Origin of the sequence: Janthinobacterium sp. SUN026 (assembly GCF_030397625.1) — a bacterium.
In the GTDB taxonomy this organism is placed as follows: Bacteria; Pseudomonadota; Gammaproteobacteria; order Burkholderiales; family Burkholderiaceae_D; genus Janthinobacterium; species Janthinobacterium kumbetense.
Genome location: NZ_JAPQNU010000002.1, coordinates 758273 through 784150 on the forward strand (window position 1 = coordinate 758273; position 25878 = coordinate 784150).

At 63.0% G+C, this 25878-nt stretch carries 19 protein-coding genes and 2 riboswitches; of the genes, 10 read left to right on the forward strand and 9 right to left on the reverse strand.

The window, feature by feature from the left end:
- Window positions 1-20 precede the first annotated feature (20 nt).
- The 3 genes from OX459_RS12960 (at window position 21) to OX459_RS12970 (ending at window position 4295) form a co-directional block, all read left to right on the forward strand.
- Complete coding sequence (locus OX459_RS12960; protein ID WP_289905337.1) at window positions 21-2588, forward strand: [protein-PII] uridylyltransferase; 2568 nt, start codon at window positions 21-23, stop codon at window positions 2586-2588.
- A gap of 40 nt (window positions 2589-2628) precedes the next feature.
- Window positions 2629-3378, forward strand: a complete 750-nt coding sequence (locus OX459_RS12965) for a pseudouridine synthase (RefSeq protein ID WP_034752263.1) — start codon at window positions 2629-2631, stop codon at window positions 3376-3378.
- Window positions 3379-3530: 152 nt separating this feature from the next.
- A complete protein-coding gene (locus OX459_RS12970; protein WP_099664334.1) occupies window positions 3531-4295 on the forward strand; it encodes a PilZ domain-containing protein in 765 nt (254 codons plus the stop codon).
- Between the two features lie 177 nt (window positions 4296-4472).
- Here the strand turns inward: OX459_RS12970 and def are convergent, their stop codons facing one another.
- From def to OX459_RS13005, 7 genes are all read right to left on the reverse strand, one after another.
- Complete coding sequence (def, locus tag OX459_RS12975; protein ID WP_076569759.1) at window positions 4473-5009, reverse strand: peptide deformylase; 537 nt, start codon at window positions 5007-5009, stop codon at window positions 4473-4475.
- Window positions 5006-5899 carry a UTP--glucose-1-phosphate uridylyltransferase GalU gene (gene galU, locus OX459_RS12980; RefSeq protein ID WP_289905338.1) on the reverse strand — a complete coding sequence of 298 codons (894 nt, stop codon included), beginning with the start codon at window positions 5897-5899 and terminating at the stop codon, window positions 5006-5008. Before galU ends, def begins: the two co-directional genes overlap by 4 nt.
- A gap of 24 nt (window positions 5900-5923) precedes the next feature.
- A complete protein-coding gene (gene ligA, locus OX459_RS12985; protein WP_289905339.1) occupies window positions 5924-8275 on the reverse strand; it encodes an NAD-dependent DNA ligase LigA in 2352 nt (783 codons plus the stop codon).
- A gap of 14 nt (window positions 8276-8289) precedes the next feature.
- Window positions 8290-9453, reverse strand: a complete 1164-nt coding sequence (locus OX459_RS12990; protein ID WP_289905340.1) for a cell division protein ZipA C-terminal FtsZ-binding domain-containing protein — start codon at window positions 9451-9453, stop codon at window positions 8290-8292.
- Window positions 9450-12977, reverse strand: coding sequence for a chromosome segregation protein SMC (smc, locus tag OX459_RS12995; RefSeq protein ID WP_289905341.1), 3528 nt, complete (start codon window positions 12975-12977; stop codon window positions 9450-9452). The genes OX459_RS12990 and smc overlap by 4 nt, the downstream gene beginning before the upstream one ends.
- Window positions 12978-13167: 190 nt before the next feature.
- Window positions 13168-13803 (reverse strand): phosphatase PAP2 family protein, encoded by a 636-nt coding sequence (locus OX459_RS13000; RefSeq protein WP_289905342.1) that lies wholly within the window; start codon window positions 13801-13803, stop codon window positions 13168-13170.
- Between the two features lie 148 nt (window positions 13804-13951).
- A complete protein-coding gene (locus OX459_RS13005; RefSeq protein ID WP_251349129.1) occupies window positions 13952-14524 on the reverse strand; it encodes an ATP-dependent Clp protease proteolytic subunit in 573 nt (190 codons plus the stop codon).
- A gap of 169 nt (window positions 14525-14693) precedes the next feature.
- Window positions 14694-14780: riboswitch (glycine riboswitch) on the forward strand.
- Between the two features lie 28 nt (window positions 14781-14808).
- A riboswitch (glycine riboswitch) is annotated at window positions 14809-14914 on the forward strand.
- Between the two features lie 74 nt (window positions 14915-14988).
- On the opposite strand from OX459_RS13005, the gene gcvT reads away from it, so the two are divergent.
- The 3 genes from gcvT to gcvP all read left to right on the forward strand — a co-directional run bounded on the left by gcvT (window position 14989) and on the right by gcvP (window position 19566).
- Window positions 14989-16110, forward strand: coding sequence for a glycine cleavage system aminomethyltransferase GcvT (gcvT, locus tag OX459_RS13010; protein WP_289905343.1), 1122 nt, complete (start codon window positions 14989-14991; stop codon window positions 16108-16110).
- A 71-nt stretch (window positions 16111-16181) separates the two neighbouring features.
- Window positions 16182-16562: a glycine cleavage system protein GcvH gene (gene gcvH / locus OX459_RS13015; RefSeq protein ID WP_077403327.1), complete on the forward strand. Its 381-nt coding sequence runs from the start codon at window positions 16182-16184 to the stop codon at window positions 16560-16562.
- Window positions 16563-16665: 103 nt separating this feature from the next.
- Window positions 16666-19566 carry an aminomethyl-transferring glycine dehydrogenase gene (gene gcvP / locus OX459_RS13020; RefSeq protein ID WP_289905344.1) on the forward strand — a complete coding sequence of 967 codons (2901 nt, stop codon included), beginning with the start codon at window positions 16666-16668 and terminating at the stop codon, window positions 19564-19566.
- A gap of 79 nt (window positions 19567-19645) precedes the next feature.
- Here the strand turns inward: gcvP and OX459_RS13025 are convergent, their stop codons facing one another.
- Window positions 19646-19804, reverse strand: coding sequence for a hypothetical protein (locus OX459_RS13025; protein ID WP_171985004.1), 159 nt, complete (start codon window positions 19802-19804; stop codon window positions 19646-19648).
- Window positions 19805-19967: 163 nt separating this feature from the next.
- Here OX459_RS13025 and OX459_RS13030 point away from each other — a divergent pair, with 163 nt between their 5' ends.
- The 4 genes from OX459_RS13030 to OX459_RS13045 all read left to right on the forward strand — a co-directional run bounded on the left by OX459_RS13030 (window position 19968) and on the right by OX459_RS13045 (window position 25280).
- Entirely contained in the window at window positions 19968-21185 is a 1218-nt protein-coding gene (locus OX459_RS13030) for a Bcr/CflA family efflux MFS transporter (protein WP_289905345.1), read from the forward strand.
- Between the two features lie 22 nt (window positions 21186-21207).
- The gene (locus OX459_RS13035) at window positions 21208-21819 is read left to right on the forward strand and encodes a TetR/AcrR family transcriptional regulator (RefSeq protein WP_289905346.1); all 612 of its coding nucleotides are present in this window, start codon (window positions 21208-21210) and stop codon (window positions 21817-21819) included.
- A 386-nt stretch (window positions 21820-22205) separates the two neighbouring features.
- Window positions 22206-24890, forward strand: a complete 2685-nt coding sequence (gene mgtA, locus OX459_RS13040) for a magnesium-translocating P-type ATPase (RefSeq protein ID WP_289905347.1) — start codon at window positions 22206-22208, stop codon at window positions 24888-24890.
- A 36-nt stretch (window positions 24891-24926) separates the two neighbouring features.
- Window positions 24927-25280 (forward strand): hypothetical protein, encoded by a 354-nt coding sequence (locus OX459_RS13045; RefSeq protein ID WP_289905348.1) that lies wholly within the window; start codon window positions 24927-24929, stop codon window positions 25278-25280.
- 11 nt (window positions 25281-25291) lie between these two features.
- Here OX459_RS13045 and OX459_RS13050 read toward each other — a convergent pair whose 3' ends face one another.
- Window positions 25292-25858 (reverse strand): Rrf2 family transcriptional regulator, encoded by a 567-nt coding sequence (locus tag OX459_RS13050; RefSeq protein WP_289905349.1) that lies wholly within the window; start codon window positions 25856-25858, stop codon window positions 25292-25294.
- Window positions 25859-25878: the final 20 nt, after the last annotated feature.

A 25878-nucleotide genomic window follows, 5' to 3' on the forward strand; every position in this document is an offset into this window, starting at 1 on the left:
CACCGCCACCCAGGGCCCAGATGAAAAAGCAAGTTCGGGAACAGCTGAAACAGCAACTGAAAGCCGACCGCCAGGTCGTCATTGCGGCCTTCCAGGCCGACGGCAAGCCTGAAAAACTGCTGCGCAGCCTGCGCCACAGCGTCGACGGCGTACTGGCGCGCGCCTGGCAGGAAGCGGGCTTGCCGCCAGGCACTTCCCTGGTGGGCGTGGGCGGCTATGGCCGCGGCGAACTGTTTCCGTATTCCGACGTCGACCTGCTGATCCTGCTGCAACAGGCGCCCGATGGGGCCACGCAGGAAAAGCTCGAGGAACTGGTGCAGCTGCTGTGGGACCTGGGCCTGGAAATCGGCCACAGCATCCGCACGGTCGATGAATGCCTGGTCGAATCGAAGGCCGACATCACCGTGCAAACGAGCTTGCTCGAAGCGCGCCTCGTGTGCGGCAACGCGGACTTGTTCGCGCAATTGCAGCAACGCTATGACGCGGCCATGGACCCGCAGGCGTTTTTCCAGGCGAAAACGGCGGAAATGCGCCAGCGCCATGCCAAATATGAAGACACGGCCTTCAGCCTGGAACCGAATTGCAAGGAAAGCCCGGGCGGCTTGCGCGACTTGCAGGTGATCCTGTGGGTAGCCAAGGCGGCCGGCCTGGCAAACTCGTGGCGCACCCTGGCCACGGGCGGCCTGATCACCCTGACGGAAGCGCGCCAGCTGATGGAAAAGGAGCGCGCCTTCAAGGATATCCGCGTGCGCCTGCACCTGCATGCGGGGCGGCGCGAAGACCGCCTCGTGTTCGACGTGCAGACGGCCATCGCCGAATCGCTGGGCTTGCAGGCGACGGGCAGCGGGCCGCACATGCGCCGCGCCAGCGAATTCCTCATGCAGCGCTACTACTGGGCCGCCAAGACGGTGACCCAGCTCAACACGATCTTGCTGCAAAACATCGAAGCGCGATTGTTTCCGCAAGACGACGTGGCTGTGCCCATCAACGCACGCTTCAATGAAGTCAACAGCCTGATCGACATCAGCGCCGACGATACGTTCGAGCAATACCCATCGGCCATGCTGGAAGTCTTCGTGCTGATGACGGAACGCCCCGCCCTGAAGGGCATGACCTCGCGCGCCACGCGGGCCCTGTGGCACGCGCGCTTCAAGATCGACGCCGCCTTCCGCCAGGACCCCGTCAACCGCGCCCTCTTCCTGCGCATCATGCAAGCGCCGGTCGGCATCATCCATGCGCTGCGGCGCATGAACGAGATGAGCATCCTGGGGCGCTACCTGCCGAATTTCCGCCGCATCGTAGGCCAGATGCAGCACGACCTGTTCCACGTGTACACGGTCGACCAGCATATTTTGATGGTGGTGCGCAACATGCGCCGCTTCACCATGAGCGAACACGCGCACGAATACCCGTTCTGCAGCCAACTGATGGCCGATTTCTCGCAATCGTGGCTGCTGTACGTGGCGGCCCTGTTCCACGACATCGCCAAGGGCCGCGGCGGCGACCATTCGAAGCTGGGCGTGGCCGACGCCACCCAGTTCTGCCAGGAGCATGGCCTGTCGGAAGAAGACACGGAACTGGTGGCTTTCCTGGTGGAAAATCACCTGACCATGTCGCAAGTGGCGCAAAAACAGGATTTGTCCGATCCCGACGTCATCGCCGCCTTTGCAAAGGTGGTCAAGGACGAGCGCCACCTGACGGGCCTGTACCTGCTGACGGTGGCCGACATACGCGGCACCAGCCCGAAAGTGTGGAATGCCTGGAAGGGCAAGCTGCTGGAAGACCTGTACAAGATCACCTTGCGCGTGCTGGGCGGCGAGCCGCACACGGCCGACCGCGAACTGAAAAACCGCCAGCAGGAAGCGCTGGCCACCCTGCGCCTGTACGGCTTGCCGCCGGACGCGCACCTGAAATTGTGGCAGCAGCTGGACGTGGCGTATTTTCTGCGCCACGACGCGTCCGACATCGCCTGGCAGACACGCTCGCTGTATGACAAGCTCGACAGCAAGTTGCCGGTGGTAAAATGCCGGCTGGCGCCCATCGGCGAAGGCTTGCAGGTGGCCGTGTACATTCCCGACCAGCCCGACCTGTTCGCGCGCATCTGCAGCTATTTCGACCGCAAGAACTTCAGCATTCTCGACGCGAAGATCCACACGACCAAGAATGGCTATGCGCTCGACACGTTCCTTGTCACGGAGCAAAACTTCGCCAAGAGCTACCGCGACATCATCAGCCTGATCGAGCATGAGCTGGGCGAGCTGCTGCAGTCGCAAACGCCGCTGCCGCCGCCGGGCAAGGGACGGCTGTCGCGCCTGTCGCGCACCTTCCCCTTCCAGCCGACCGTGGATTTGCGGCCCGATGAAAAGGGCCAATACTATTTGCTGTCGGTAGCGGCCAACGACCGCACGGGGCTGCTGTATGCGATTGCCAACGTGCTGACCAAGTACCGCATCAACTTGCACACGGCCAAGATCATGACCCTGGGCGAGCGGGTCGAAGACGTTTTCCTCGTCGACGGTCCCGCGCTCAACAATGCCCGCAACCAGATATTGCTGGAAACCGATTTACTCGATGCGCTGAAAGTGTAGACTTTCCGCGCAGCGCCTACCTTACTGAAACTGAAACAACATGACCGAAGAATTATTACGCTTGTCCAAACGCATGTCCGAACTGGGCCTGTGCTCCCGCCGTGAAGCCGATGAATGGATCGCACGCGGCTGGGTCCGTGTGGATGGCAAGGTGGTGTCCGAGCTGGGCAGCAAGGTCTACCCCAGCCAGCGGGTCACCGTGGAACGCCAGGCGGCGGCCGAGCAATCGAAGCGGGTCACCGTCCTCATCAACAAACCCGTCGGCTACGTCAGCGGCCAGGCCGAAGACGGCTACACGCCGGCCGTGGCCCTGATCAAGGCGGAAAACCGCTGGGCGGAAGACCGCAGCCCGGAACAATTCCACCCCACCCAGCTGCGCAGCCTGGTGGCGGCGGGCCGCCTGGACATCGATTCCGTCGGCTTGCTCGTCCTGACGCAGGACGGCCGCGTGGCCAAGCAGCTGATCGGCCACGATACCGATATCGACAAGGAATACCTGGTGCGCGTGAGCTACACCAAGGGCGGCACCCTGCCCGACAGCGAACTGAAAAAGCTCAACCACGGCCTATGGCTCGACGGCAAACCGCTGCTGCCGGCCAAGGTGCGTTGGCAAAATGAAGACCAGCTGAGCTTTACCTTGCGCGAAGGCAAGAAACGCCAGATCCGCCGCATGTGCGAAGCCGTCGGCCTGAAAGTGCTGGGCCTGAAACGCGTGCGCATCGGCAAGGTCAAGCTGGGCGACTTGCCGACGGGCCAATGGCGTTACCTGAGCGCGGACGAACAGTTTTAAGCGACGGCATCAAGGTGGCATGCCGCGTGGCATGCCAAGCCATATAAGCAACAGGAATATAGTGATATAAAAACAATTATTGTGATTTACTTAGTAAATATTGCTTTAAACCTATACACTATTCCCCATCAGAACAAAAGAGATACGCTGTCGTGAACGATCCCATCCCCAATCCCCTGCGCAAAGGCGCGCCCAGCCTGGCTGACGTGGCCGAGCCGATGGCGCCAGGCACCAAGCCGCACCATATGAGCGATCCGTGGGATATCGGCGAAACCCTGTGCAGCCTGGCAGACAACGGCGACGCCATTTCCATCTACCCGGCGGGCGGCGAAGACGTCATCATGGCGCGCATCCTGTCCGTCGACGACGACTTGCCGCAATTCGTGCTGGAACTGAATGAAGGCGCCACCCTGCCCGAAGGCGGCGCCACGTTTGTGTCGTGGGTGCAAAGCGCCAAGTTGCAATTTACCATCAATGGCGAATGGGAAGCGTATCCCGAGCGGCCGAACGTGTACCTGACGAACTTCCCCAGCCATTGCCTGGTGCTGGAACGGCGCGAATCGGCACGCCTGGAAACGCCGCTGGGCGTGTACTACCTGGCCGCCTTCGTGCTCGAGGGCCGTCCGTATGAATTGCAGCTGTATGATTTCTCGGCCGGCGGCATCGGCATGCGCGCCCATCCACGCGACACAGTAGGCCTGTACGTGGGGCGCAAGCTGTCGCGCGTGCGCCTGGAGCTGGGACCGAACAAGGTCATGATCGCCGACCTGGAAATCCGCCTGTCGCGCACCTTCCGCTCCTTCCTGCTGGGCGAGCAGGTGCAGATCGGCTGCCGCTTCCTGAACCTGACGGAAGCCATGGAGGATGAATTGAAAGTACTGCTCGATAACCTGGGCAGCAGCCGCAAGGTGCGCTAGCTTTGCTTCACGCATGAAAAATGGCCGCCCAGCTGATGCTGCGCGGCCATTTTTTGTTTAACAGCTAAAGTCACAAGGCGCCTGAAAAACGTTCAGGGCAAGGCGCATTGCCGAAGACAGTACGAATAGTACGGCGAGGCAATGCAACGCCGCCATGGGCGTTTTCTCAGCCGCCGATCAATCGTCGTCGTTTGGATCTAAATCCGGGAACATGACTTCCGTATAACCGAATTGCGTAAAATCAACGATACGCATCGGATACAAAATGCCGTGCAAGTGGTCCACTTCATGCTGCACCACGCGCGCATGGAAACCGTCGCAGTCGCGGCTGATGGGCTGGCCGAACTGGTCCACGCCTTCGTAGTGCAGCTCGCTCCAGCGCGGCACGCTGCCGCGCAGGCCGGGCACGGACAGGCAGCCCTCGAAACCCTCTTCCTTGCGTTCCGACAAAGGCGTCAGCACAGGGTTGATCAGCACGGTTTCCGGCACTTGCGGCGCATCGGGGTAGCGCAGGTTCTGCTTGAAGCCGTAAATCACCAGCTGCAGGTTGACGCCGATCTGCGGCGCCGCCAGGCCCGCGCCATTGGCCGCATGCATGGTGTCGAACATGTCGGCGATCAAGGCATGCAGTTCGGGCGTATCGAATTCACGCACGGGCTCGGCCATGCGCAGCAGGCGCGGATCGCCCATCTTGAGGATGTCACGTACCGTCATTTTGTTTCCAGTGTCGCTTGCAGTTGTTGCAGGTAAGTGCGGAAGGCGGCGCCCGTTTCCGGATGTTTCATGCCCATCGCCGTCGTTGCCTTCAGGTAACCAAGCTTGGAGCCGCAATCATAGCGCTGTCCCTGGTAGCGGTAAGCCAGCACGCGCTCTTCGCGCATCAGGGCGGCGATGCCGTCCGTCAACTGGATTTCGCCGCCGGCGCCCGTGCCGATATTTTCCAGATGGTTAAAGATACGGCTGGTCAGCACATAACGGCCCACCACGGCCAGGGTTGACGGCGCCTCTTCGGGCGCGGGCTTTTCCACGATGGCCGAGACCAGCTCCAAGTCGGGCTGATAATTCTTTGCCGACACAATACCGTACTGCTTGGTTTCCGCGCGCGGCACATCCTGCACGGCCAGCAGCGAGCAATTTTCATACTGGAAGACATCGGTCATCTGCGCCAGCACGGGGCGCACACCCTCTTGCACATCCATGAAATCGTCGGCCAGCAAGACGGCAAACGGCTCGTCGCCGATCACGGGACGGGCGCACAGCACGGCATGCCCCAGGCCCAGCGGCGCCGACTGGCGGATGTAAATGCAATTGATATGCTTGGGAATGACGTTTTGCACCATATCGAGCAACTGGCGCTTGCCGGCCGCTTCCAGCTCCGATTCCAGCTCGTAAGCCGTATCGAAATGGTCTTCGATGGCGCGCTTGTTGCGCCCCGTGATGAAGATCATTTCCGTGATACCGGCCGCCACGGCTTCTTCCACCGCGTACTGGATCAATGGTTTATCGACGATGGGCAACATTTCCTTCGGTTGTGCCTTGGTCGCTGGCAAGAAGCGGCTGCCCAGGCCGGCGACGGGAAAGACTGCTTTTCTGATTTTTTTCATGGGTCTTCTGCAATATTTTAAGGATTAGTCCTGCGCGAGCAAGGCCAGCAAGCCCGCCTCGTCGAGGATGGCCACGCCCAGTTCCTGGGCCTTGGCCAGCTTGCTGCCGGCGTCCGAGCCGGCCACGACATATCCTGTCTTCTTCGAAACAGAACCGCTGACCTTGCCACCGGCCGCTTCGATCAGCTCCGCCGCCTCGTCGCGGCTCATATTGGGCAAGGTGCCCGTCAGGACGAAAGTCTTGCCGTCCAGCTTGCCGCCAGCGGCTGGCATTTCAGGCAATTGTGACAGTAATTCATTTCGCAGGGCGTCCAGTTGACCAAGCAGCTTGACATTGTTCTCATCGGCAAGCCATTGCGCCAGCGACTCGGCCACGGCGGCAGGCAAGCCCGCATGGAAGCTGGCGCCTTGCGCGGCCAGGCTGGCCAGGGTCACGCCCCGCTCCACCAGCTGCTTGCTGCGCGGCTCCGTCAGCTTCGGGATGCCGATGGCGGCAAGCAAGGTGGTTTGTTCGAGCTGCGTGCGCAGCTTGGCGCTGGGCGCATGTTCGCCTTGCGGCGCGACGCCCGCGTCCAGCAACGCCTGCAGCGCCTGCTGGTTCTTTTCTTCGGCAAAGAAATCGGCAATCGACTCGGCGACCGTGCCGCCGATGTCGGGCAGCACGCGCAGCAAGGCCGCGGGCGCTTGCCGCACATACGCCAGGCTGCCCAGCCACTCGGCCAGGGTCTTGGCCGTCGATTCGCCCACGTGGCGGATGCCCAGCGCGAACAGGAAGCGCTCAAGCGGCGGGCGCTTGCTCGCTTCTATACCGGCCAGCAAGTTTTCCGCCCACTTGGTGGGAATCTTGCCTTGTTGCACTGTTTCCGGCGTCGAACCGTCGCGCTCGTCGGCGCGCACTTTCATTTCCAGCAATTTATCCAGGGTCAGGCTGTACAAGTCCGCCAGGCCATGCACGTATTCCAGTTCGACCAGGGTATCGATATAACGTTCGCCCAGGCCTTCGATATCCATCATGCGCCGGCCCGCGAAATGCCGGAACGCTTCCTTGCGCTGCGCCGAGCAGAACAGGCCTCCCGAGCAGCGGGCAATCGCCTCGCCCTCTTCGCGCACCACGTGCGAGCCGCACACGGGGCACGTTTCCCGCATCTTGAACGGCGGCGGCGCCGGTTCCGGCCGTTTTTCCAGCACCACGGACAGCACTTCCGGAATCACGTCGCCGGCGCGCCGCACGATAACCGTATCGCCCACGCGCACATCCTTGCGCAGCACCTCGTCTTCATTGTGCAAGGTGGCGTTGGTCACCGTCACGCCGCCCACGGAGACGGGCGCCAGGCGCGCCACGGGCGTCATGGCGCCCGTGCGGCCCACTTGGATATCGATATCCAGCACCTGCGTCAGCGCCTCTTCGGCGGGGAACTTGTGCGCCAGCGCAAAACGCGGCGCGCGCGACACAAAACCCAGCTCTTGCTGGTCTTCCGTCGCGTTCACCTTGTAGACGACGCCGTCGATTTCATACGGCAAGGCGGGACGGCGCGCGCCGATGTCCGCGTAATAATCGAGCAAGCCTTGCTCGCCCTGCACCACACGGCGCTCCTTCGATACGGGAATGCCCAAGGTTTCATACCAGTCCAGCAAGGCCGAATGCGACACGGGCATGGCGGCGCCATCGAGGGCGCCGATGCCATACGCATAGAAACGCAGCTTGCGCTGCGCCGTGATGCGCGAATCGAGCTGGCGCAGGCTGCCGGCCGCCGCATTGCGGGGGTTGGCAAATTCCTTCTGGCCCGCTTCGCGCTGGCGTTCGTTCAGGCGGGCAAAATCGGCCTTGAACATCATGACTTCGCCACGCACGTCGAGCACGGCAGGAATCCTGTCGCCGTGCAGGCGCAACGGGATGCCGGAAATGGTGCGGATATTCGCCGTCACATCCTCGCCCGTGGCGCCATCGCCGCGCGTGGCCGCCTGCACGAACAGGCCGTTTTCATAGCGCAGGTTGATCGCCAGGCCGTCGAATTTCACTTCGGCAGCGTAATCGACTTCGGCGCCGTCAAGGTCCAGGCCTTCGCGCACGCGGCGGTCGAAGTTGACAATATCGTCATCGGTGAAACCATTGTTCAACGACAACATCGGCACCGTGTGCGTGACTTGCTCGAATTGCGGCAAGGGCGCCGCGCCCACGCGCAAGGTGGGCGAATCGGGCGTGCGCAAGTCGGGATGGGCCGCTTCCAGCGCCTGCAGTTCGACGAACAGCTTGTCGTACTCGGCGTCGGGGATGGTGGGATTGTCGAGCACGTGGTAGGCGTGCAGATGCCGATTGAGTTCGGCTGTGAGTGCCAGGACGCGCTGGGCGGCGTCCTGGTTGATCGGATCAGTCATTATTGCGGGATTCTTCAGCTAAATAAACGCAGGGCGCGGGTGGAACCGGCCGGAATGTCGGCCGCGTCCATTTCCTGGTAAAACTCTTGCACCTGGCCGGCGATCTCGGCCAGCGCCGCATCGGACAAGGCCTGGTTGTAATCGTCGACGATGGTGGCGTCCAGGCGGCCCACCAGTGCCTTGGCGCAAGCGACCATGGCGCCGAAGCCGTCGCGCGCGGGCGCCACGCATGGCACGTCCAGCAGCAAGGTCAGGCGCGGCGTCGTTTCCTCGGCCAGGGTGACATTCGTCGACAGCGAGAACAGATAGCCGCCTTCGCCGTCCGGCATGACGAAACGGCCGTCCGGACGCACGTCGAAGCCCTGCTTTTCCAGCGCGAACAGCAAGGTGGAAATAGCCCATGGCGCGCCATTCGTGTGCAGGTTGACGCCCAGCTGGGCATCGTGACCGGCCACGAAGCGGTGCAGATTGCGCGCTTCGGCCATCACTTCCATCATGTCGGGCACTTCCGGTTCGGCGCCGATCTCGTCGGCGACGCCGCGCAGGCGCGTGACCAGTTCCGAGTATTCCAGTTCATTCAGGGCCGTGCTGCGGCTGGCCAGCTGCACGCCGCCCTGCATCTTGGTGTAGACACCGCCATGCGTGATCGGTTCCCAGTCGCCATTCACGTGCAAACCGATGAAGTGGACGGGCTTGTTGCCCACCAGGCGCAGGGTTTGCAGCACGGGCAGGATCTTGTCGCCACGCACGGGCGCTTCCAGCGACAAAGGCAGCAGGCAATCGATCAGCGGGTCGACCAGGCTGGTCGCCTGTTCGCTGGCGGCGCTGACTTCCGGCTGCGCCGGCGCGGCAGGAGCGGCGGGTGCAGGGTCGGCATCGGCCAGCGACGGTTCCGCATGCACGGGCGCGTCCGGCACCACGGCCGCCGGCGGCGCGCCGAACGACGGCTCGGCCTTGGCGGCGAGCGCCGCATCGAAGCGCGGTTCCTGGCGCAGCACGGGTTCCTGGGCTTCCACGGCAGGGGCATCGCCCTCGCGCATCAGCACGTCGTCGTGGTCGGTGGAAAAAGCCCGTTCCACGCTTTTCTTGGCCTTGTATTCCTGCCATTTGTTGTACGAGAAAACGCCGACGATAAAGACGCCGCCGGCGCCGAACAAGGTAATTTGAAGGTCTGTCATGCTGCTTGTGCCTCGGTTGCAAAATTTGCGGCGGACTCCATGTCCACCGCCACGATGCGCGATACGCCCTGCTCCTGCATCGTCACACCGATCAATTGATGGGCCATTTCCATCGCAATCTTGTTATGCGAAATGAAAAGGAATTGGGTCTGGTCGGACATGCGCTTGACCATGCGGCAGAAGCGTTCCGTGTTCGAATCGTCCAGCGGTGCATCGACTTCGTCGAGCAGGCAGAACGGCGCCGGATTCAGGCGGAACATGGAAAACACCAATGCGGTCGCGGTCAGCGCCTTCTCTCCACCCGATAACAGGTGGATGGTGGCATTTTTCTTGCCGGGAGGCTGCGCCATGACTTGTACACCGGAATCGAGAATCTCGTCGCCCGTCATGGTGAGCTTGGCCTGGCCGCCGCCGAACAGAATCGGGAACAGTTCGGAAAAGTGATGGTTGACCTTGTCGAACGTGTCTTGCAGCAAGTCGCGCGTTTCCTTGTCGATCTTGTGGATCGCGTCTTCCAGCGTATTGATCGCTTCCGTCAGGTCGGCATTCTGGGCGTCGAGGAAATTCTTGCGCTCGGATGCCTGCGCCAGCTCGTCCAGCGCGGCCAGGTTGACGGCGCCCAGACCCGTGATGGCGTTCGTCAGGCGCGTCACTTCGCCCTGCAGATACGATGGACGCATGTCCGGGTGCAATTTTTCCGTCAGCGCGGCCTCGTCGGCGCCCGCTTCCAGAAGTTGCTGGGCGAATTGCTCCTGGTTCAGGCGCCCAGCCTGTTCCTTGAGCTGCATTTCCATGATCTTGTCGCGCTGCGGCTGCAAGCTGCGTTCCGATTGCGTGCGCGCATCTTCGGACAGGCGCAGCTGCTGCGTAATCTGATCGAGTTCGTGGCGCGCGTCCGCCAGCGCCCGCTCCTGCGTCGTGCGGCGTTCGAGCAAGTCCTGCAATCCGTCGGCGGCCGCGCCGCTTTCCAGGTTGGCCAGTTCCAGTTCGCCCGCCTGCAGGCTTTCCGTCACTTGCTGCGCCTGCGTGCTGGCCGTGGCGATGTTGCGGCGCAATTCCTCGATCTTCGCGCGGTGGGCTTTTTCCGCGTATTCCGTATCCTTGGCGGCCCGTTCCAGGTCGCGCAAGGCTTCGCGCGCCTCTGCCAGACGCTGTTCCTTCTGCAGGAAATCCGTGTGGCCGTCTTCGTGCGCTTCCTGCAAGTTGCCCAGCTCCATGTCCAGCTGTTCGAATTTCTCTTCCGATTCCAGCTTGGTCTGCATCTGCTCCGCTTCCTGCGCGGCGATCTCGGCCAGGTCGGCGCCGATCTGCGTGCTGCGCTGGTTGAAGCGCGCTTCCACTTCCGACAGTTTCACCACGTCCAGTTGCAGAGTATGCACGGAAGACGTCAGTTGCTGTATGCGCAAGCGCAAGTCGGACAGATTGCGCGTCAGGGTGGCAACGGCCGCATCGGCTCGCACGGAACGGGCGCGCGCCTCTTCAGCCAGCAATTGCTGGGCACGCAACTGCTTGCCGATATTGTCGATTTCCTGCTGGCGGCCCAGCATGCCTTCCTGCTCAGAATCGGCCGCATAGAAGCGCACGCTGGTGGCCGTCACGACGTGACCGGCGCGCGTGACGAAATAGCCGCCCGGCGGCAATTTACCGCGTTCGGCCAGGGCTTCGGCCGCGTCTTCCACGGCATAGGCGTTGTACAGCCAATCCTGCAACAAGCCGCGCAAGCCCGGATCGTTGAGTTTCAACAAGTTCAGGAACGGTTTCAGGCCGGCGATTTCCGGCAGCGGCAGGGGCGCCACCGTGGATGGCGCGTACAGGGCCAGCTTGGCCGGCGGCGCGTCGGCAAAGAAGGCCTTGGCCCAGTCGATATTCGACAGTTGCAAGGCCGACGTGCGCTCGCGCAAGATCGATTCCATGGCCGCTTCCCAGCCCGCTTCGATCTGCAGCTTTTGCCACAGACGCGGCAAGGTGTCGAGCTCGTGCTTTTTCAGCCAGGGCTGGACCTTGCCCTGCGTCTGTACCCGTTCCTGCAATTGTTTCAAAGCGGAAAGACGCGCTTCCAGCTGGGCATTCGCCGCCGTCTCGGCATTGACTTGCGCCTGCGCCTCGGCCCGCTCCTGCTCCAGCTTGGGTTGCTGCTCCAGCGCCTCTTCCAGGTAGAAACCCTGTTCTTCCAGGGTTTGCTGCTTTTCTTCCAATTGGAGCTTCAGGTTTTCCAGGTGGCTGCTGTCGGGCAGGCTGAGGCTGTTCTTTTCCTGCTGCAGGCGCTCGCGGCGGCTCAAGAGGCTGGCCAGGATGTTCGAGGCGTTGCGCTGGTGCGCCGATTCCAGCTCCAGCTGCTGCTGGGCCTGCATGATGCGGGCGCGCGATTCCGTGCTCTTGTTTTGCGCGGCGCGCCAGGCGGCGTCCAGCTCGGGCAATTGCTCGCCCTTCTGTTCCGCCATCATTTGCGACTGTTCCACCTTCGCAGCCAGCTCTTCGAGGTGGAATTCCGCCTCCTCGATCTGTTCCTGGTATTCGCCGCCCTGGCTCGTCCACTGGTCGCGCTGGGCCGTCAGGGTGGCCAGCTGCGCCTGCAGGCGGGCGCGCGATTCGATGACGAACTTGATCTGCGCTTCCAGGCTGCCGATTTCCGCATTCGTCTGGTACAGATGGCCTTGCGCCGTATGCAGGCGGTCGCCCACGGCAAAGTGCGCCTGGCGCATCTGCTCGAGGGTCAGTTCCACGTTGCGCAGCTTGGCCGTCTGCTCTTCCAGGTCCGTCTGCGCCTGTTCCACTTCGCGGAAATAGCGCGTCTGCTCGTTTTGCGCCTCGTTCTTGCGCAGCAGCCACAACAGCTTCTGCTTTTCTTCCTGGTCCGCCTGCAAGGCGTGGAAACGGGTGGCGACAGCGGCCTGCGCTTCCAGCTTTTCCAGGTTGGCATTGAGTTCGCGCAAGATGTCTTCCACGCGCAACAGGTTTTCGCGCGTGTCCTGCAAGCGGTTTTCCGTCTCGCGGCGGCGTTCCTTGTATTTCGATACGCCGGCCGCTTCTTCGAGGAAGACGCGCAATTCTTCCGGGCGCGATTCGATGATGCGCGAAATCATGCCCTGGCCGATGATGGCGTAAGCGCGCGGACCGAGGCCGGTGCCGAGGAAGATGTCCTGGATGTCGCGCCGGCGCACGGGCTGGCCATTGATGTAATAGGTGGAGGTGCCGTCGCGCGTCAGGGTGCGCTTGACGGCGATCTCGGCGTACTGGCCCCACTGGCCGGACGCCTTGCCATCGTTATTGTCGAACACCAGTTCCACGGAAGCGCGCCCGGCCGGTTTACGGTGGGTGGAGCCATTGAAAATGACGTCCTGCATCGATTCGCCGCGCAATTCCGACGCTTTCGATTCGCCCAGCACCCAGCGCACGGCGTCGATGATGTTCGACTTGCCGCAGCCATTCGGCCCGACCACGCCCACGAGCTGGCCTGGCACCTGAAAATTGGTGGGATCGACGAAAGACTTAAATCCCGACAACTTGATGGAAGAGAGACGCACGTGTTTTAGAGTTCCTGGCCTATGCTGGCGGTTATATTTGGGTGAACCCGGTTCATATTCAGTTCATGGCCACCTTGGCCACCCTTGCGGCAACAGTCCGGCCACTCACCGCAGGGAGTGGTTCATCATACCATTTCCTAATGCTTTTCTGGCCAAAAAACCGCAGCGCCAGGCGCCGGCGTGCCCCGCCTTACGGGGCTGGGCGGCCATCCTGCGCCAGTTTCCAGTCTTCGCGGGAAAAAACACGCTCATGGCCGGACAGCGCCAGGGCCAGTTTTTGCAGCCATTGCTCGGTCGGCATGGGCTCCGCCTTGAAGCTGAGCCCCACCATCAGCACGAGGCTGGCCAGGGCCAGCGCATGGCTGACGGCGATATTCACGGCGCCGCGGGCGCTCCACGTGAAGCCCAGCGCCAGCGCCAGGCCCAGCACGCAGCCGCTGACGGCTTCCGACACGCTGTGCGCATGCACGACCACGCGCGAAATGGCCACCAGCACGGCAAAGGCCACGCCGACAAGCACGCCGGCATGGCGCCAGCGGGGTGCGGCCCGCTGCAGCAGCACATACATCAGCACGGGAAACACGGCGCCGGCGCGCATGGCGTGGCCGCTGAAGCCCGTAAAATCGAGCGCGCTGCTGCCCACGCCCCAGCTCATGAAGGCCAGCTTCGACAGCACCACGAGGGCCAGGCCGCCGCCGTACCACAGGCTCCAGCTGAGCACCAGCCGCCATTGGCGCGAGACGAGCAGCCACAGGGCAATCGCCACGCCAGCCGGCCCCATCACGGACATATCGGCCGCAAAAGAAATCCCATTCCACCAAGTCATCGCGCCTGCACTTATTTCATGATCAGCTTGCACTATGCCACGACTCTGCCCTGTTCCGCGCGGCTTTTGCTGTGCTGCAGCGAAGAATTACATTCGATTACAAAAATTCCGCGCCAAAACTGTCCGGCCAGCAAGCGCAAGGCCCGCGTCAGATATTCGTCAGGCGCTTGCCCTTGGGCGGCGCAAAGTCGCGGATCGATTCGATCATGCCCACTTCCAGCGCCTGGTCGGCCGTCAGGTGCAGGTCGGAATACGCGTGCACCTGCCACTGCTCTTCCGTCAGGCTGACGTGGCCGCGCAGGATGCGCTCGGTACGCATGTCGTCGGCGCGCAAGCCCTCGACGATGATGCTGAGCGCGTCGGGGCGGGAACCGGGCGAGGCTGTCGCATGCGACTTGTGCACCATGAAGCGGGCCGTGTCGCTGGCATGGCGGTGCCGCCCCGCCAGGAACAGGGTGACGGCGATGGAGGCCACGGCGCCCGCGTTATAGGTGATGATGTCGAGCGGCAACTTGCTGAGGAAGTTGTACAGACAGATGCCGTCGCTGACGTAGCCACCGTTCGACTGGATCAGGATGTGCGCGGTGGTGAGCTTGTCTTCCGTGATGTCGGCCGCGGCGTTGAAGACGCGCCGCACCATATCGCTGTTGACGTCGCCCGAGAGGGTAAAGTAACCGTGCTGCTCGGTGTTGTTTTGCGTCTCGCTTTGTGTAGTGTTCATGGCAGGCACCCGCAAGAAAGCCAGAATTTCATCATAGCGCATTCCCGCGCGGCCGGGCGCCCTTTTGCGGCGTCTCCAGCCCCCTGACAGCCCCGCAAACCGGGGCTTTTGCTGCAATTTGGCAACGTCTTTTCAGATTGACAGAAACACCCTGCTGGCATATATTCCTCCCACTTGATCGGGAGAGGGCAAACCAGCGTTGCCGCCGAAGGGGCACTACCCAAAAACTCTCAGGCAAAAGGACCGATCAGGCGGACTGAAGCTGTTGCTTTGGCGACACGTTTCAGCTCAACTCTGGAGAGCGGCCGCGGCTATTGCCGGCGGCCCACCGAAGGGGCGCACGGGGCAAGCCCCCGTAATCTCTCAGGTACAAAGGACAGGGGGGTCAGTGATCACGCTGGAAAGCCGTGTTTGGCTATTCTATGTTTTGTTAACTCCCCTTTTACCTTCGTCCCGAGGAATCCATGACGCTCAAAGCGACCCCACTCAATAACGCCCACCGTGCCCTCGGCGCCCGCATGGTCGATTTCGGCGGCTGGGACATGCCCGTCAACTACGGCTCGCAAATCGAAGAACACAACGCCGTGCGCGGCGATGCCGGCATGTTCGACGTGTCCCATATGTGCGTGGTCGATATCGAAGGTCCGAACGTGCGCGCCTTCCTGCGCAGCTTGCTGGCCAACAACGTTGACAAGCTGCAAGTGTCGGGCAAGGCGCTGTACTCGTGCATGCTCAATGCCGAAGGCACCGTCATCGATGACCTGATCGTCTACTTCTTCAACGAAAACTGGTTCCGCCTCGTCGTCAACGCGGGCACGGCTGAAAAAGACGTGGCGTGGATGCAGCAGCAAAACACCAACACCAACAGCGGCCTGACGATCACCGAGCGCCGCAATGCCAACAATCCGATGGCCCTGGTGGCCGTACAAGGCCCGAACGCGCGCGCCAAGGTGTGGCAAGTGCTGCCGGAAACGCAAGCCGCGTCCGAAGCCATCAAGCCATTCAATGTCGTCATCGTCAAGGACACGGCCTTCGGCGAAGTCATGCTGGCGCGCACCGGCTACACGGGCGAAGACGGCTTTGAAATCGGCGTGGCCGCGACCCAGGTGGAAGCGCTGTGGAACGCCCTGGCGGCGGCCGGCGTCAAGCCTGCCGGCCTGGGCGCGCGCGACACCCTGCGCCTGGAAGCGGGCATGAATCTGTACGGCCAGGACATGGATGAAACCGTCAACCCGCTCGACGCGGGCCTGGCGTGGACCATCGACCTCGTCAGCGAACGCGATTTCATCGGCAAGGCCGCCCTGCTGGCGAAAGGCCAGAACGCGCAATTCGTGGGACTGATCCTGCGCGAAAAAGGCGGCGTGCTGCGCGCCCATCAAAAAGTCATCATCGCCGGCAGCGAAGCCACGGGCGAAATCACCAGCGGCACCTTCAGCCCGACGATGCAGGAAGCGATCGCGCTGGCGCGCGTGCCGAACGGCGTCGCCGTGGGCGACACCGTGCACGTGGAAATCCGCGGCAAGCAGCTGGCCGCTTCCGTCGTCAAGCTGCCTTTCGTGCGTAACGGTAAAATCCTGGCTGCGTAAGGTTTTATAGAGCCGCCCGCAAGACCGTACAACCATAATCAATAACGAACACTTACCATCTGGAGCCACACATGAACATTCCTGCAGACCTGAAGTACACCGCTTCCCACGAATGGGTACGCCTTGAAGGCGACGGCACGATCACCGTCGGCATCACCGAGTACGCGCAGGACGCACTGGGCGACATCGTCTTCGTCGAACTGCCAACCGTGGGCAACACCTACGGCGCCGGCGACGACGCCGCCGTGGTGGAATCGGTCAAGGCAGCGAGCGACATCTACGCGCCGATCGCCGGCGAAGTCGTGGCCGTCAACGACGACGTGGTCAACTCGCCAGAGTCGATCAACGCCGACGCCTACGCCAACTGGCTGTTCAAGATCAAGCCAGCCGACGTGTCGGCCCTGGACGGCTTGCTCGACGCTGCCGCCTATGGCGCCACCACCGGCGCGTAATCGCGTTTGACTCACGGGCCGCAATCGCGGCCCGTTTGCATTTTTTCTGCGCTGCGCCCGCGCGCCGCATCCCGGTTTTTCAGTCTTTTTTGGCCTCTATATCATGACCCGCACCAGCCTGACCCAACTCGAAGCACGCGATGCCTTCATCGCCCGCCACATCGGCCCTTCCCACACCGAACAAGCAGCCATGCTGGCGACCCTCGGCTATCCATCGCGCGCCGCGCTGATCGACGCCCTGGTACCGGCCAACATCCGCAACAAGGGCGCCCTGCCCCTGGGCGCGTATTCGCAGCCAATGCCGGAACAGGAAGCCCTGTCGCGCCTGAAAGCCATCGCCGGCAAGAACCAGGTTCTCAAATCCCTGATCGGCCAAGGCTACTACAACACGTTCACGCCCGGTGTCGTTTTGCGCAACATCTTTGAAAATCCGGCCTGGTACACGGCGTACACGCCTTACCAGCCTGAGATTTCGCAAGGCCGCCTGGAAGCGATCCTGAACTTCCAGCAAGTGATCACGGACCTCACCGGCATGGGCATCTCGAACGCCTCGATGCTGGACGAAGGCACGGCCGCCGCCGAAGCGATGACCCTGATCCAGCGCGTGGGCAAGTCGAAGTCGAACGTGCTGTATGTCGCCAATGACGTGCTGCCGCAAACGCTGGAAGTGGTGCAGACGCGCGCCCAGCCGATCGGCATCGAAGTGCGCACGTTTGATCCGGCTGAAATCGAATCGCTGGACGCCTGCTTCGGCGTGCTGCTGCAATACCCTGGCGTGAACGGCGTCGTGCGCGACTACCGCGCCGGCGTGGAAAAACTGCACGCGAACGGCGCCATGGTCATCGTCGCGGCCGACCTGCTGGCCCTGACCATGCTCACGCCTCCGGGCGAATGGGGCGCCGACGTCGTCGTCGGCAACAGCCAGCGCTTCGGCGTGCCGCTCGGCTTCGGCGGCCCGCACGCGGGCTATCTGTCCACGCGCGATGAATTCAAGCGCAATATGTCGGGCCGCCTGGTGGGCGTGACCGTCGATGCGCAAGGCAACAAGGCGTACCGCCTGGCCCTGCAAACGCGCGAACAGCATATCCGCCGCGAAAAAGCGACCTCCAACATCTGCACGGCGCAAGTGCTGCTGGCCGTGATGGCCTCGATGTACGCCGTCTACCACGGCCCGGCCGGCCTGCTGCAGATCGCCCGCCGCGTGCACCGCTTTACGGGCGTGCTGGCGGCCAACCTGAAGACCCTGGGCTATGGCGTCGTCAATGCGAGCTACTTCGACACCCTGACCATCAACGTCGCCGATGCGGCGCAGCTGCACGCGACGGCCATGCACCACGGCGTCAACCTGCGCAAGATCGACAATACCCACGTGGGCGTGTCGCTCGATGAAACCACCACGCGCGACGATATCGCGCTGCTGTGGAAAGTGTTCGCGCACGGCCTGGCCAACGCGCCTGCCGCCCCGGACCTGGACAGCGTGGAAGCAAATGTGACCAGCGCGCTGCCGGCGCAACTGGCGCGCGAGAGTGCCTACCTGACCCACCCCGTCTTCAACAGCTACCATTCGGAACACGAAATGCTGCGCTACCTGCGCAGCCTGGCCGACAAGGACCTGGCGCTGGACCGCACCATGATCCCGCTGGGCTCGTGCACCATGAAGCTGAACGCGACGAGCGAAATGATTCCCGTCACCTGGCCGGAATTTTCGAACATCCACCCGTTCGCGCCGGACGCGCAAACGGTCGGCTACCGCGAGATGATTTCGCAGCTGGAAGAGATGCTGTGCGCCTTGACAGGCTACGCGGCCGTCTCACTGCAGCCGAACGCCGGCTCGCAGGGCGAATACGCGGGTCTGCTGGTGATCAAGGCCTACCATGAATCGCGCGGCGAAGGCCATCGCAACATTTGCCTGATTCCCTCGTCGGCGCATGGCACCAACCCCGCCTCGGCCAACATGGTCGGCATGCAGGTGGTCGTCACCAGCTGCGACGCCAACGGCAACGTGGACCTGGCCGACCTGAAGGCGAAGGCGGAAAAGCACAGCGCCAACCTGGCTTGCGTGATGGTCACCTACCCGTCTACCCACGGCGTGTTTGAAGAAGGCATCCAGGAACTGTGCGAAATCATCCATGCGCACGGCGGCCAAGTCTACATCGACGGCGCCAACATGAACGCGCTGGTCGGCGTGGCCGCTCCCGGCTCGTTTGGCGGCGACGTGTCCCACCTGAACCTGCACAAGACCTTCTGCATCCCGCACGGCGGCGGCGGACCAGGCGTAGGCCCGATCGGCGTCGGCGCCCACCTGGCGAAATTCCTGCCGAACCAGCGTTCCTCGGGCTACCAGCGCGATGCTGCCGGCATCGGCGCCGTCAGCGCCGCGCCGTTCGGCTCGGCCAGCATCCTGCCGATTTCGTGGATGTACATCGCCATGATGGGCGCGGAAGGCTTGACGGCCGCCACCGAGACGGCGATTTTGGCGGCGAACTACATCGCGCGCCGCCTGGCGCCGCACTACCCGGTGCTGTACTCGGGCCACGACGGTCTGGTCGCCCACGAGTGCATCCTGGACCTGCGCCCGATCACGGACGCCACCGGCATCAGCAACGAAGACGTGGCCAAGCGTTTGATGGACTTCGGCTTCCATGCGCCGACCATGAGCTTCCCCGTGCCCGGTACCCTGATGATCGAGCCGACGGAAAGCGAATCGAAAGTGGAAATCGACCGCTTCATCGACGCCATGATCGCCATCCGCGCGGAAATCGCCAAGGTCGCCAGCGGTGAATTCGACCACGACGACAACCCGCTGAAAAATGCGCCGCACACGGCACAGGTATTGATGTCGGACAACTGGGAACGCAAGTACAGCCGCGAAATCGCCGCCTACCCCGTCGCTTCCCTGCGCCAGCGCAAATACTGGCCGCCGGTCGGCCGCGCCGACAACGTGTACGGCGACCGCAACCTGTTCTGCGGTTGCGCACCGATCAGTTCCTACGAAGAAGAGTAAACGCCATCTGCCCGGCTAGCCGGGCAGGAGGAACACAGAACGGCAGGCCGCAAGGTCTGCCGTTTTTTTATGCGCCGCGTTACAGCGCCAGCAAGGCCGCGCCCGGCAATCCCAGGGCGGTGCCCAGCATCGTCAGCAGCACGACATCGCGCCGCTCGCAGCGGGCGCGGTGCGAACTCCAGGCGGCGAACAGCAAGGCCACGGCCACGCCGCTGAGCGAAATACCCACTTCCGTCATGTCCGCTCTCCCCGCAGATGCGGCGCAGCCGCCATTGTTACATTCATCATCGTCGTCATCCTTTGCCTTTATTGAGTTAGCTACCTATCGGTAGGTAGTCAGTGTACAATAAAAAAGACGGCAGTGTCCATGCCGTGTTTTTTGACGATACAAAGGAAGCGCAATGCAGCAGCAAACCCATCTCCCCGCCGCCAGTCTCGGGCTGGCGGCTTCCCTGGCCCTGGTGGCCGTGCTCGGCCCGGCGGGCATCGACATGTACCTGGCCTCGATGCCCGCCATGGCGCGCGAGCTGCACACCTCGTATGCGAACGTGCAGCTGAGCCTGACGGTTTTCCTGCTGGCCCTGGGCGGCGGGCAATTGCTGTGCGGGCCGCTGACCGACATGCTGGGCCGGCGCCGTCCGTTGCTGACCGGCATTGCCGTGTACATTCTTGCCGCCGTGTGGGCGGCGCAGGCGGACCAATTGAGCACCCTGCTGCTGGCGCGCTTGCTGCAGGGCCTGGGCGCCGCGCTGACCCTGGTCGTGGTGATGAGCATGGTGCGCGACGTGGCCGATGGCGTCAAAGCGGCGCAGCTGTTTGCCCTCTTGATGACCATCGTCGGCCTGGCGCCCGTGCTGGCGCCCGCCGTGGGCGGCTTGCTCGACGCGCATTACGGCTGGCGCGCCGTGATGCTGGCCCTGGCCGCGCTGGGTCTCTTGACCCTGCTCAATAGCGCGCTGTTCCTGCCAGAAACCCTGCCAGCAGCCAGGCGCGTCGCGCCGCGCGGCATGCACCGCACGTATGCGCGCATCGCGCTGGACCGCGCCTTCCTGCTGCCCGCGCTGGCCCTGTCCGCCACTTTCTTTTTCCTGTTTGCCTATATCGGCGGAGCGTCGCTCGTGTACCAGCGCGATTTCGGCCTGTCCGCGGGCAGCTTCGGCCTCGTCTTCGGCGCCACGGGCGTGGCCGTGCTGCTCGGTGCCATGGCCAGCGGCCGCCTGGTGGAAAAGCACGGCGTGGCGCGCCTTTGCGTGGCGGGCAGCGCGGCCATGCTGGGCGGCGCGGGGCTGGCGCTGCTCGGCGCCTGGGCGGGAGCAGGCATCGCCGCCGTCGTGCCGGGCATGTTCGTGGCCCTGTTTGGCCTGGGCATCGCGGAAGCGGCGCTGATGGCCATGGCCATGGGTTCCCAGCAGCGCGCGCTCGGTTCCACGGCCGCGCTGCTGGGTGCCATCCAGATGACCTTGTCGTCGCTGGCCACGCCGCTGGCGGCCAGCCTGTCCGAATGGGGGCCGCTGCCGTGGCTGCTGTTCTTGACCGTGGCCGGCCTGCTGGTATCATGGCTGACCCTGGCCACTGCGCGCGTCCATCCGGTCCATGCCAGCAGCCTGGGAGCGCACTGACGCCTCACCCCATATCACCCCCATGATGAAAAAACGCTCGGCCTCGGCCGATAACATCTGTGCCGTCGCCGTCGTCCACTTTTCGGAACACGGCTACGACGCTTCGTCCCTCAGCGACATCGCCGCGCAGGCGGGCATGCGCAAGGCTTCGCTGTACTCGCACTTCGCCGGCAAGGACGCCCTCTTCCTCGACGTGTTTGCCGACGCCCTGGCCGAAGAGCAAGCCTTCATGGACAGCTGCTTCGCCGACGAAGCGGCGCTGGCGGCGCCCGGCGGCCAGCAAGCCGGCGCCCTGTACTGCGACCGCATGGCGCAGCGCTATGCGGATTCGGCCCATTTGCGCTTTCTGCTGCGCACGGCATATTTGCCGCCCGCACCCCTGCGCGTGGAAGTGGGCACGGGCTACGAAGCCTTGCTGGCGCAGCTGCAGCAGTATTACGTGCAGAGCCTGGCCCGTCTCGCGCCCACGTTATCGCCGCAGCGCATCGACCTGTATGCGCAAGCCTACCTGGGCATCGTCGACAGCCTGCACGTGGAACTGATCTACGCGGGCGGCGCCGCGCTGCAGCAGCGCCATGCGGCGCTGTGGCAGATACTGTCCGATTCGCTGGCGATGGCCACGCAACATGGCTGAGCATGCGGCCTGCCACAGTCACATTACACTTTGGAAACCTAAGATTTCTTCAGTTGACACTCTTGCAGCATGTGCATAAGATGCCCCCATTATTCATTTACGGAGTCCCACGTGGGTACTTGTTCTAGTGACAGTAGCCGATCTTGTATCGGCGATTGCCTCGGCAGCTAAACAGCAAGCAACGCGGAACTCTCTTTCCTCCGTGCCTTGCTGAGCAAGGTGCGGTGTCTCGCGCGGCCAGTATGGCCGCACGCCTCTCCCCCCTCTTTCCGATCGCGACCGGCTACTGACCCGGATTGCCCGCCAGCACTATCGTGCTTTGGCGGCACGCAAGTCTTGCCTGCGGCTGCGCCGCCCGTCAACACCTCGTCGTGAAAGGAAGAGCAATGAATCTCTTCACCCGCTTATTCGAATCGTTCCTGCGCAAGCGCCATACGGCAGGCAACTTCCGCCGCCACGCCATGCCGCTGGAAAACAGCACGGCCCGCCCCGTGCCCGACCACCTGGCGCGCCAGTTGCTGGCCGCCGCCCATGAAGACCTCGATAGCGCCCTGAACCGCCTGCACACGCGCCTGGAAGGCTTGCGCGATGCCGAAGCGCAAGTGATCGGCGCGCAAACGGGTCCGAACGAGGTCGAGCATGAAAAACCGCTGGCCTGGTACCAGCACCTGTGGCTGTGCTACAAGAATCCGTTCAACCTGCTGCTGACCGTGCTGGCCATCGTTTCCTACCTGACGGAAGATCCGAAGGCAACCATCGTCATCGGCACCATGGTGATCTTGTCGACCCTGCTGCGTTTCGTGCAGGAAGGCCGCTCGAACCGGGCCGCCGAGCGCCTGAAAGCCATGGTCAGCAATACAGCCACCGTGCTGCGCAATGGCCAGCAAGTCGAGCTGCCCATCCGCCAGCTGGTGCAGGGCGACCTCATCGTGCTGTCGGCCGGCGACATGATCCCCGCCGACTGCCGCCTGCTGTCCGCGAAAGACCTGTTCGTCAGCCAGGCCGCCATGACGGGCGAATCCTTGCCCGTGGAAAAGATGGCCGAACTGGCCGACGCCCATGGCAAAGATCCCATGGAACTGGCCAATCTGCTGTTCATGGGCACGAACGTGATCTCGGGCGCCGCCACGGCGCTGGTATTGGCCACGGGCAACCGCACGTATTTCGGCACCATCGCCACGCGCGTGACGGCCACCGAGCGCACGCCGACGGCGTTCGAAGCGGGCGTGAACAGCGTCAGCTGGCTCTTGATCCGCTTCGCCCTCGTGATGGCGCCGCTCGTCTTCCTGATCAACGGCTGGACCAAGGGCGACTGGATGGAAGCGTTCCTGTTCGCCCTGTCCGTGGCCGTCGGCCTGACGCCGGAAATGCTGCCCATGATCGTCACCAGCACCCTGGCCAAGGGCGCCGTGAAACTGTCCAAAAAGAAAGTCGTCGTCAAGCGCCTGGACGCCATCCAGAACTTCGGCGCCATGGACGTGTTGTGCACGGACAAGACGGGTACTTTGACGCAGGACAAGATCGTGCTCGAGCGCCATACCGACGTGTTCGGCCAGCAATCCGATGAAGTGCTGCAATTCGCCTATTTGAACAGCCACTACCAGACGGGCTTGAAAAACCTGCTGGACCGCGCCGTGCTCGACCATGTGGAATTGCAGACGGAAATGCAGCTGGCCCGCGATTACGTGAAAGTCGATGAAATCCCCTTCGATTTCGTGCGCCGCCGCATGTCCGTCGTCGTTTCCGAAAAGAATGATCACCATGAACTGATCTGCAAGGGCGCCGTCGAGGAAATCCTCGCCGCCTGCAGCCACCTGCGCCTGGGCGGCGTGAATATTCCCCTCGACGCGGCCCTGCTGGACAAGGTGCTGGAAACCACGCATGGCCTGAATGCGGAAGGTTTGCGCGTGGTGGCCGTGGCCGTCAAGGAAGTGCCGCCGCACAAAACCGTGTACGGCGTGGCCGATGAAACGGCGCTCACCCTGATCGGTTATGTCGCCTTCCTCGATCCGCCGAAGGAATCGACGGCGCCCGCCCTGCGCGCGCTGGCGGAACACGGCGTCACCGTGAAAGTGTTGACGGGCGACAACCACCTCGTGACGGCGAAGATTTGCCGCGAAGTGGGCCTGGCCGTGCATGGCGTGCTGCAAGGCCCGCAACTGGACGACATGGACGACGCGACCCTGGCCAGGGCAGCCGAAGAGAATACCGTGTTTGCCAAGCTCAGCCCGCTGCACAAGGAGCGCCTCGTGCGCGCCCTGCGCGGCAATGGCCATATCGTCGGCTTCATGGGCGACGGCATCAACGACGCGCCCGCCCTGCGCGCGGCAGACATCGGCATTTCCGTCGATTCCGCCGTCGATATCGCCAAGGAAGCGGCCGACATCATCCTGCTGGAAAAGAGCCTGATGGTGCTGGAAGAAGGCGTGCTGGAAGGCCGCCGCACCTTCAGCAACATGCTCAAATACATTCGCATGACGGCCAGCTCGAACTTCGGCAATGTGTTTTCCGTGCTGGTAGCCAGCGCCTTCCTGCCGTTCCTGCCCATGCTGCCGCTGCACTTGCTGGTGCAAAACCTGCTGTATGACGTGTCGCAGATCGCCATCCCGTTCGACAATGTCGACGCCGAACTGATCCAGCAGCCGCTGAGCTGGAACCCGCGCGACATCGGCCGCTTCATGGTGTTTTTCGGCCCCATCAGCTCGATCTTCGACATCAGCACGTTTATCCTGATGTGGCATGTGTTTGGCGCGAATACCCCGGAACAGCAAACCCTGTTCCAGTCCGGCTGGTTCGTCGTGGGGCTGTTGACGCAAACCCTGATCGTGCACCTGATCCGCACGCCGAAGCTGCCCTTCATCGACAGCATCGCTTCCGTGCCCCTGCTGGTGGCCACCACCCTGATCATGGCCGTGGGCGTATTCCTGCCGATGGGACCGCTGGCGACTTACTTCAAGCTGCAAGCCTTGCCATTGGGCTACTTCCCCTGGCTGCTGGGCATCCTCGTCTGCTACACCCTGCTGACGACGTTCATGAAACGCGTGTACCTGCGCAAATTCGGCTGGCAATAGTATGATGGGCCGCTCATACCCCTACACAAGGCACGCATGAGCGGCTCCCCCTCACCTTCATCCATATCCAAACGCACACAGGCCCTGCTGCTGTCGGGCCTCGTGTTTCCCGGCAGCGGGCATTTCTTATTAAAGCGCAAGGCGCGCGGCTGCCTGTTCATTGTGCCCGCGCTGGTCGCGCTGGTGCTCGTATTGCGCCAGATCATGGCACGATTGGATCAAGTTATGGCACAGATCGACAGCGGCGCCCTGCCCCTCGACGTGCAGCTGATCGTGGAAAAAGTCGATGCGCTGTCGGCCCATGACGGCCCCGCCATGACGGTGGCCGTTTGTGTGCTGGTGGCGTGCTGGATCGGCAGCCTCGTCGATACCATGCTATTGAAACCCTAAGGTCGCTGGCGTCAGACGGCATCGCCCTTGACGCGGCGCGGTTTCGGTCCGCGCACGGCGGCGATGCGCGCTTCGCTGCGCACCTGCACGCGGCCGCTGAACCAGCCCTGCAAGTCCTCGCCAAAGCCGGCCGGCGCCGCACTGCCCACGCCTTGCGCCAGGTCGGCCAGGGTCGTCTTGGCCAGCTCGGCGCGCATACTTTTCTCGGCGCGCAGCATCAAGGCATGGATGCCGCACACGCCGCTGGTCATCCAGCCGGGCGGCTCGCCTTCGTACAGAGTGCAGCGGCTGCGGATCTGCTGGCAATCGAACAGCGGTTTCGGCCCCTCGATGGCGTCCACCACGTCGAGTACGCTGATCTCGGCAGCCGGACGCGCCAGCTGGTAGCCGCCGCGTATGCCTTCCGACGCCGTCACGATGCCCGCCTTTTCCAGCTTGGGGAAGATTTTTGCCAGGAAAGAGACGGAAATGCCCTGCAACTCCGCCAGGTCGCGGCTGCTGGCAGGCTCGGCAAGCGGCTGCGCCAGATACAGCAGGCAATGCAAGCCATACTCGGTGCCGCTTCCATAATGTGCCATGATGCCATTCCTCCGTTGCA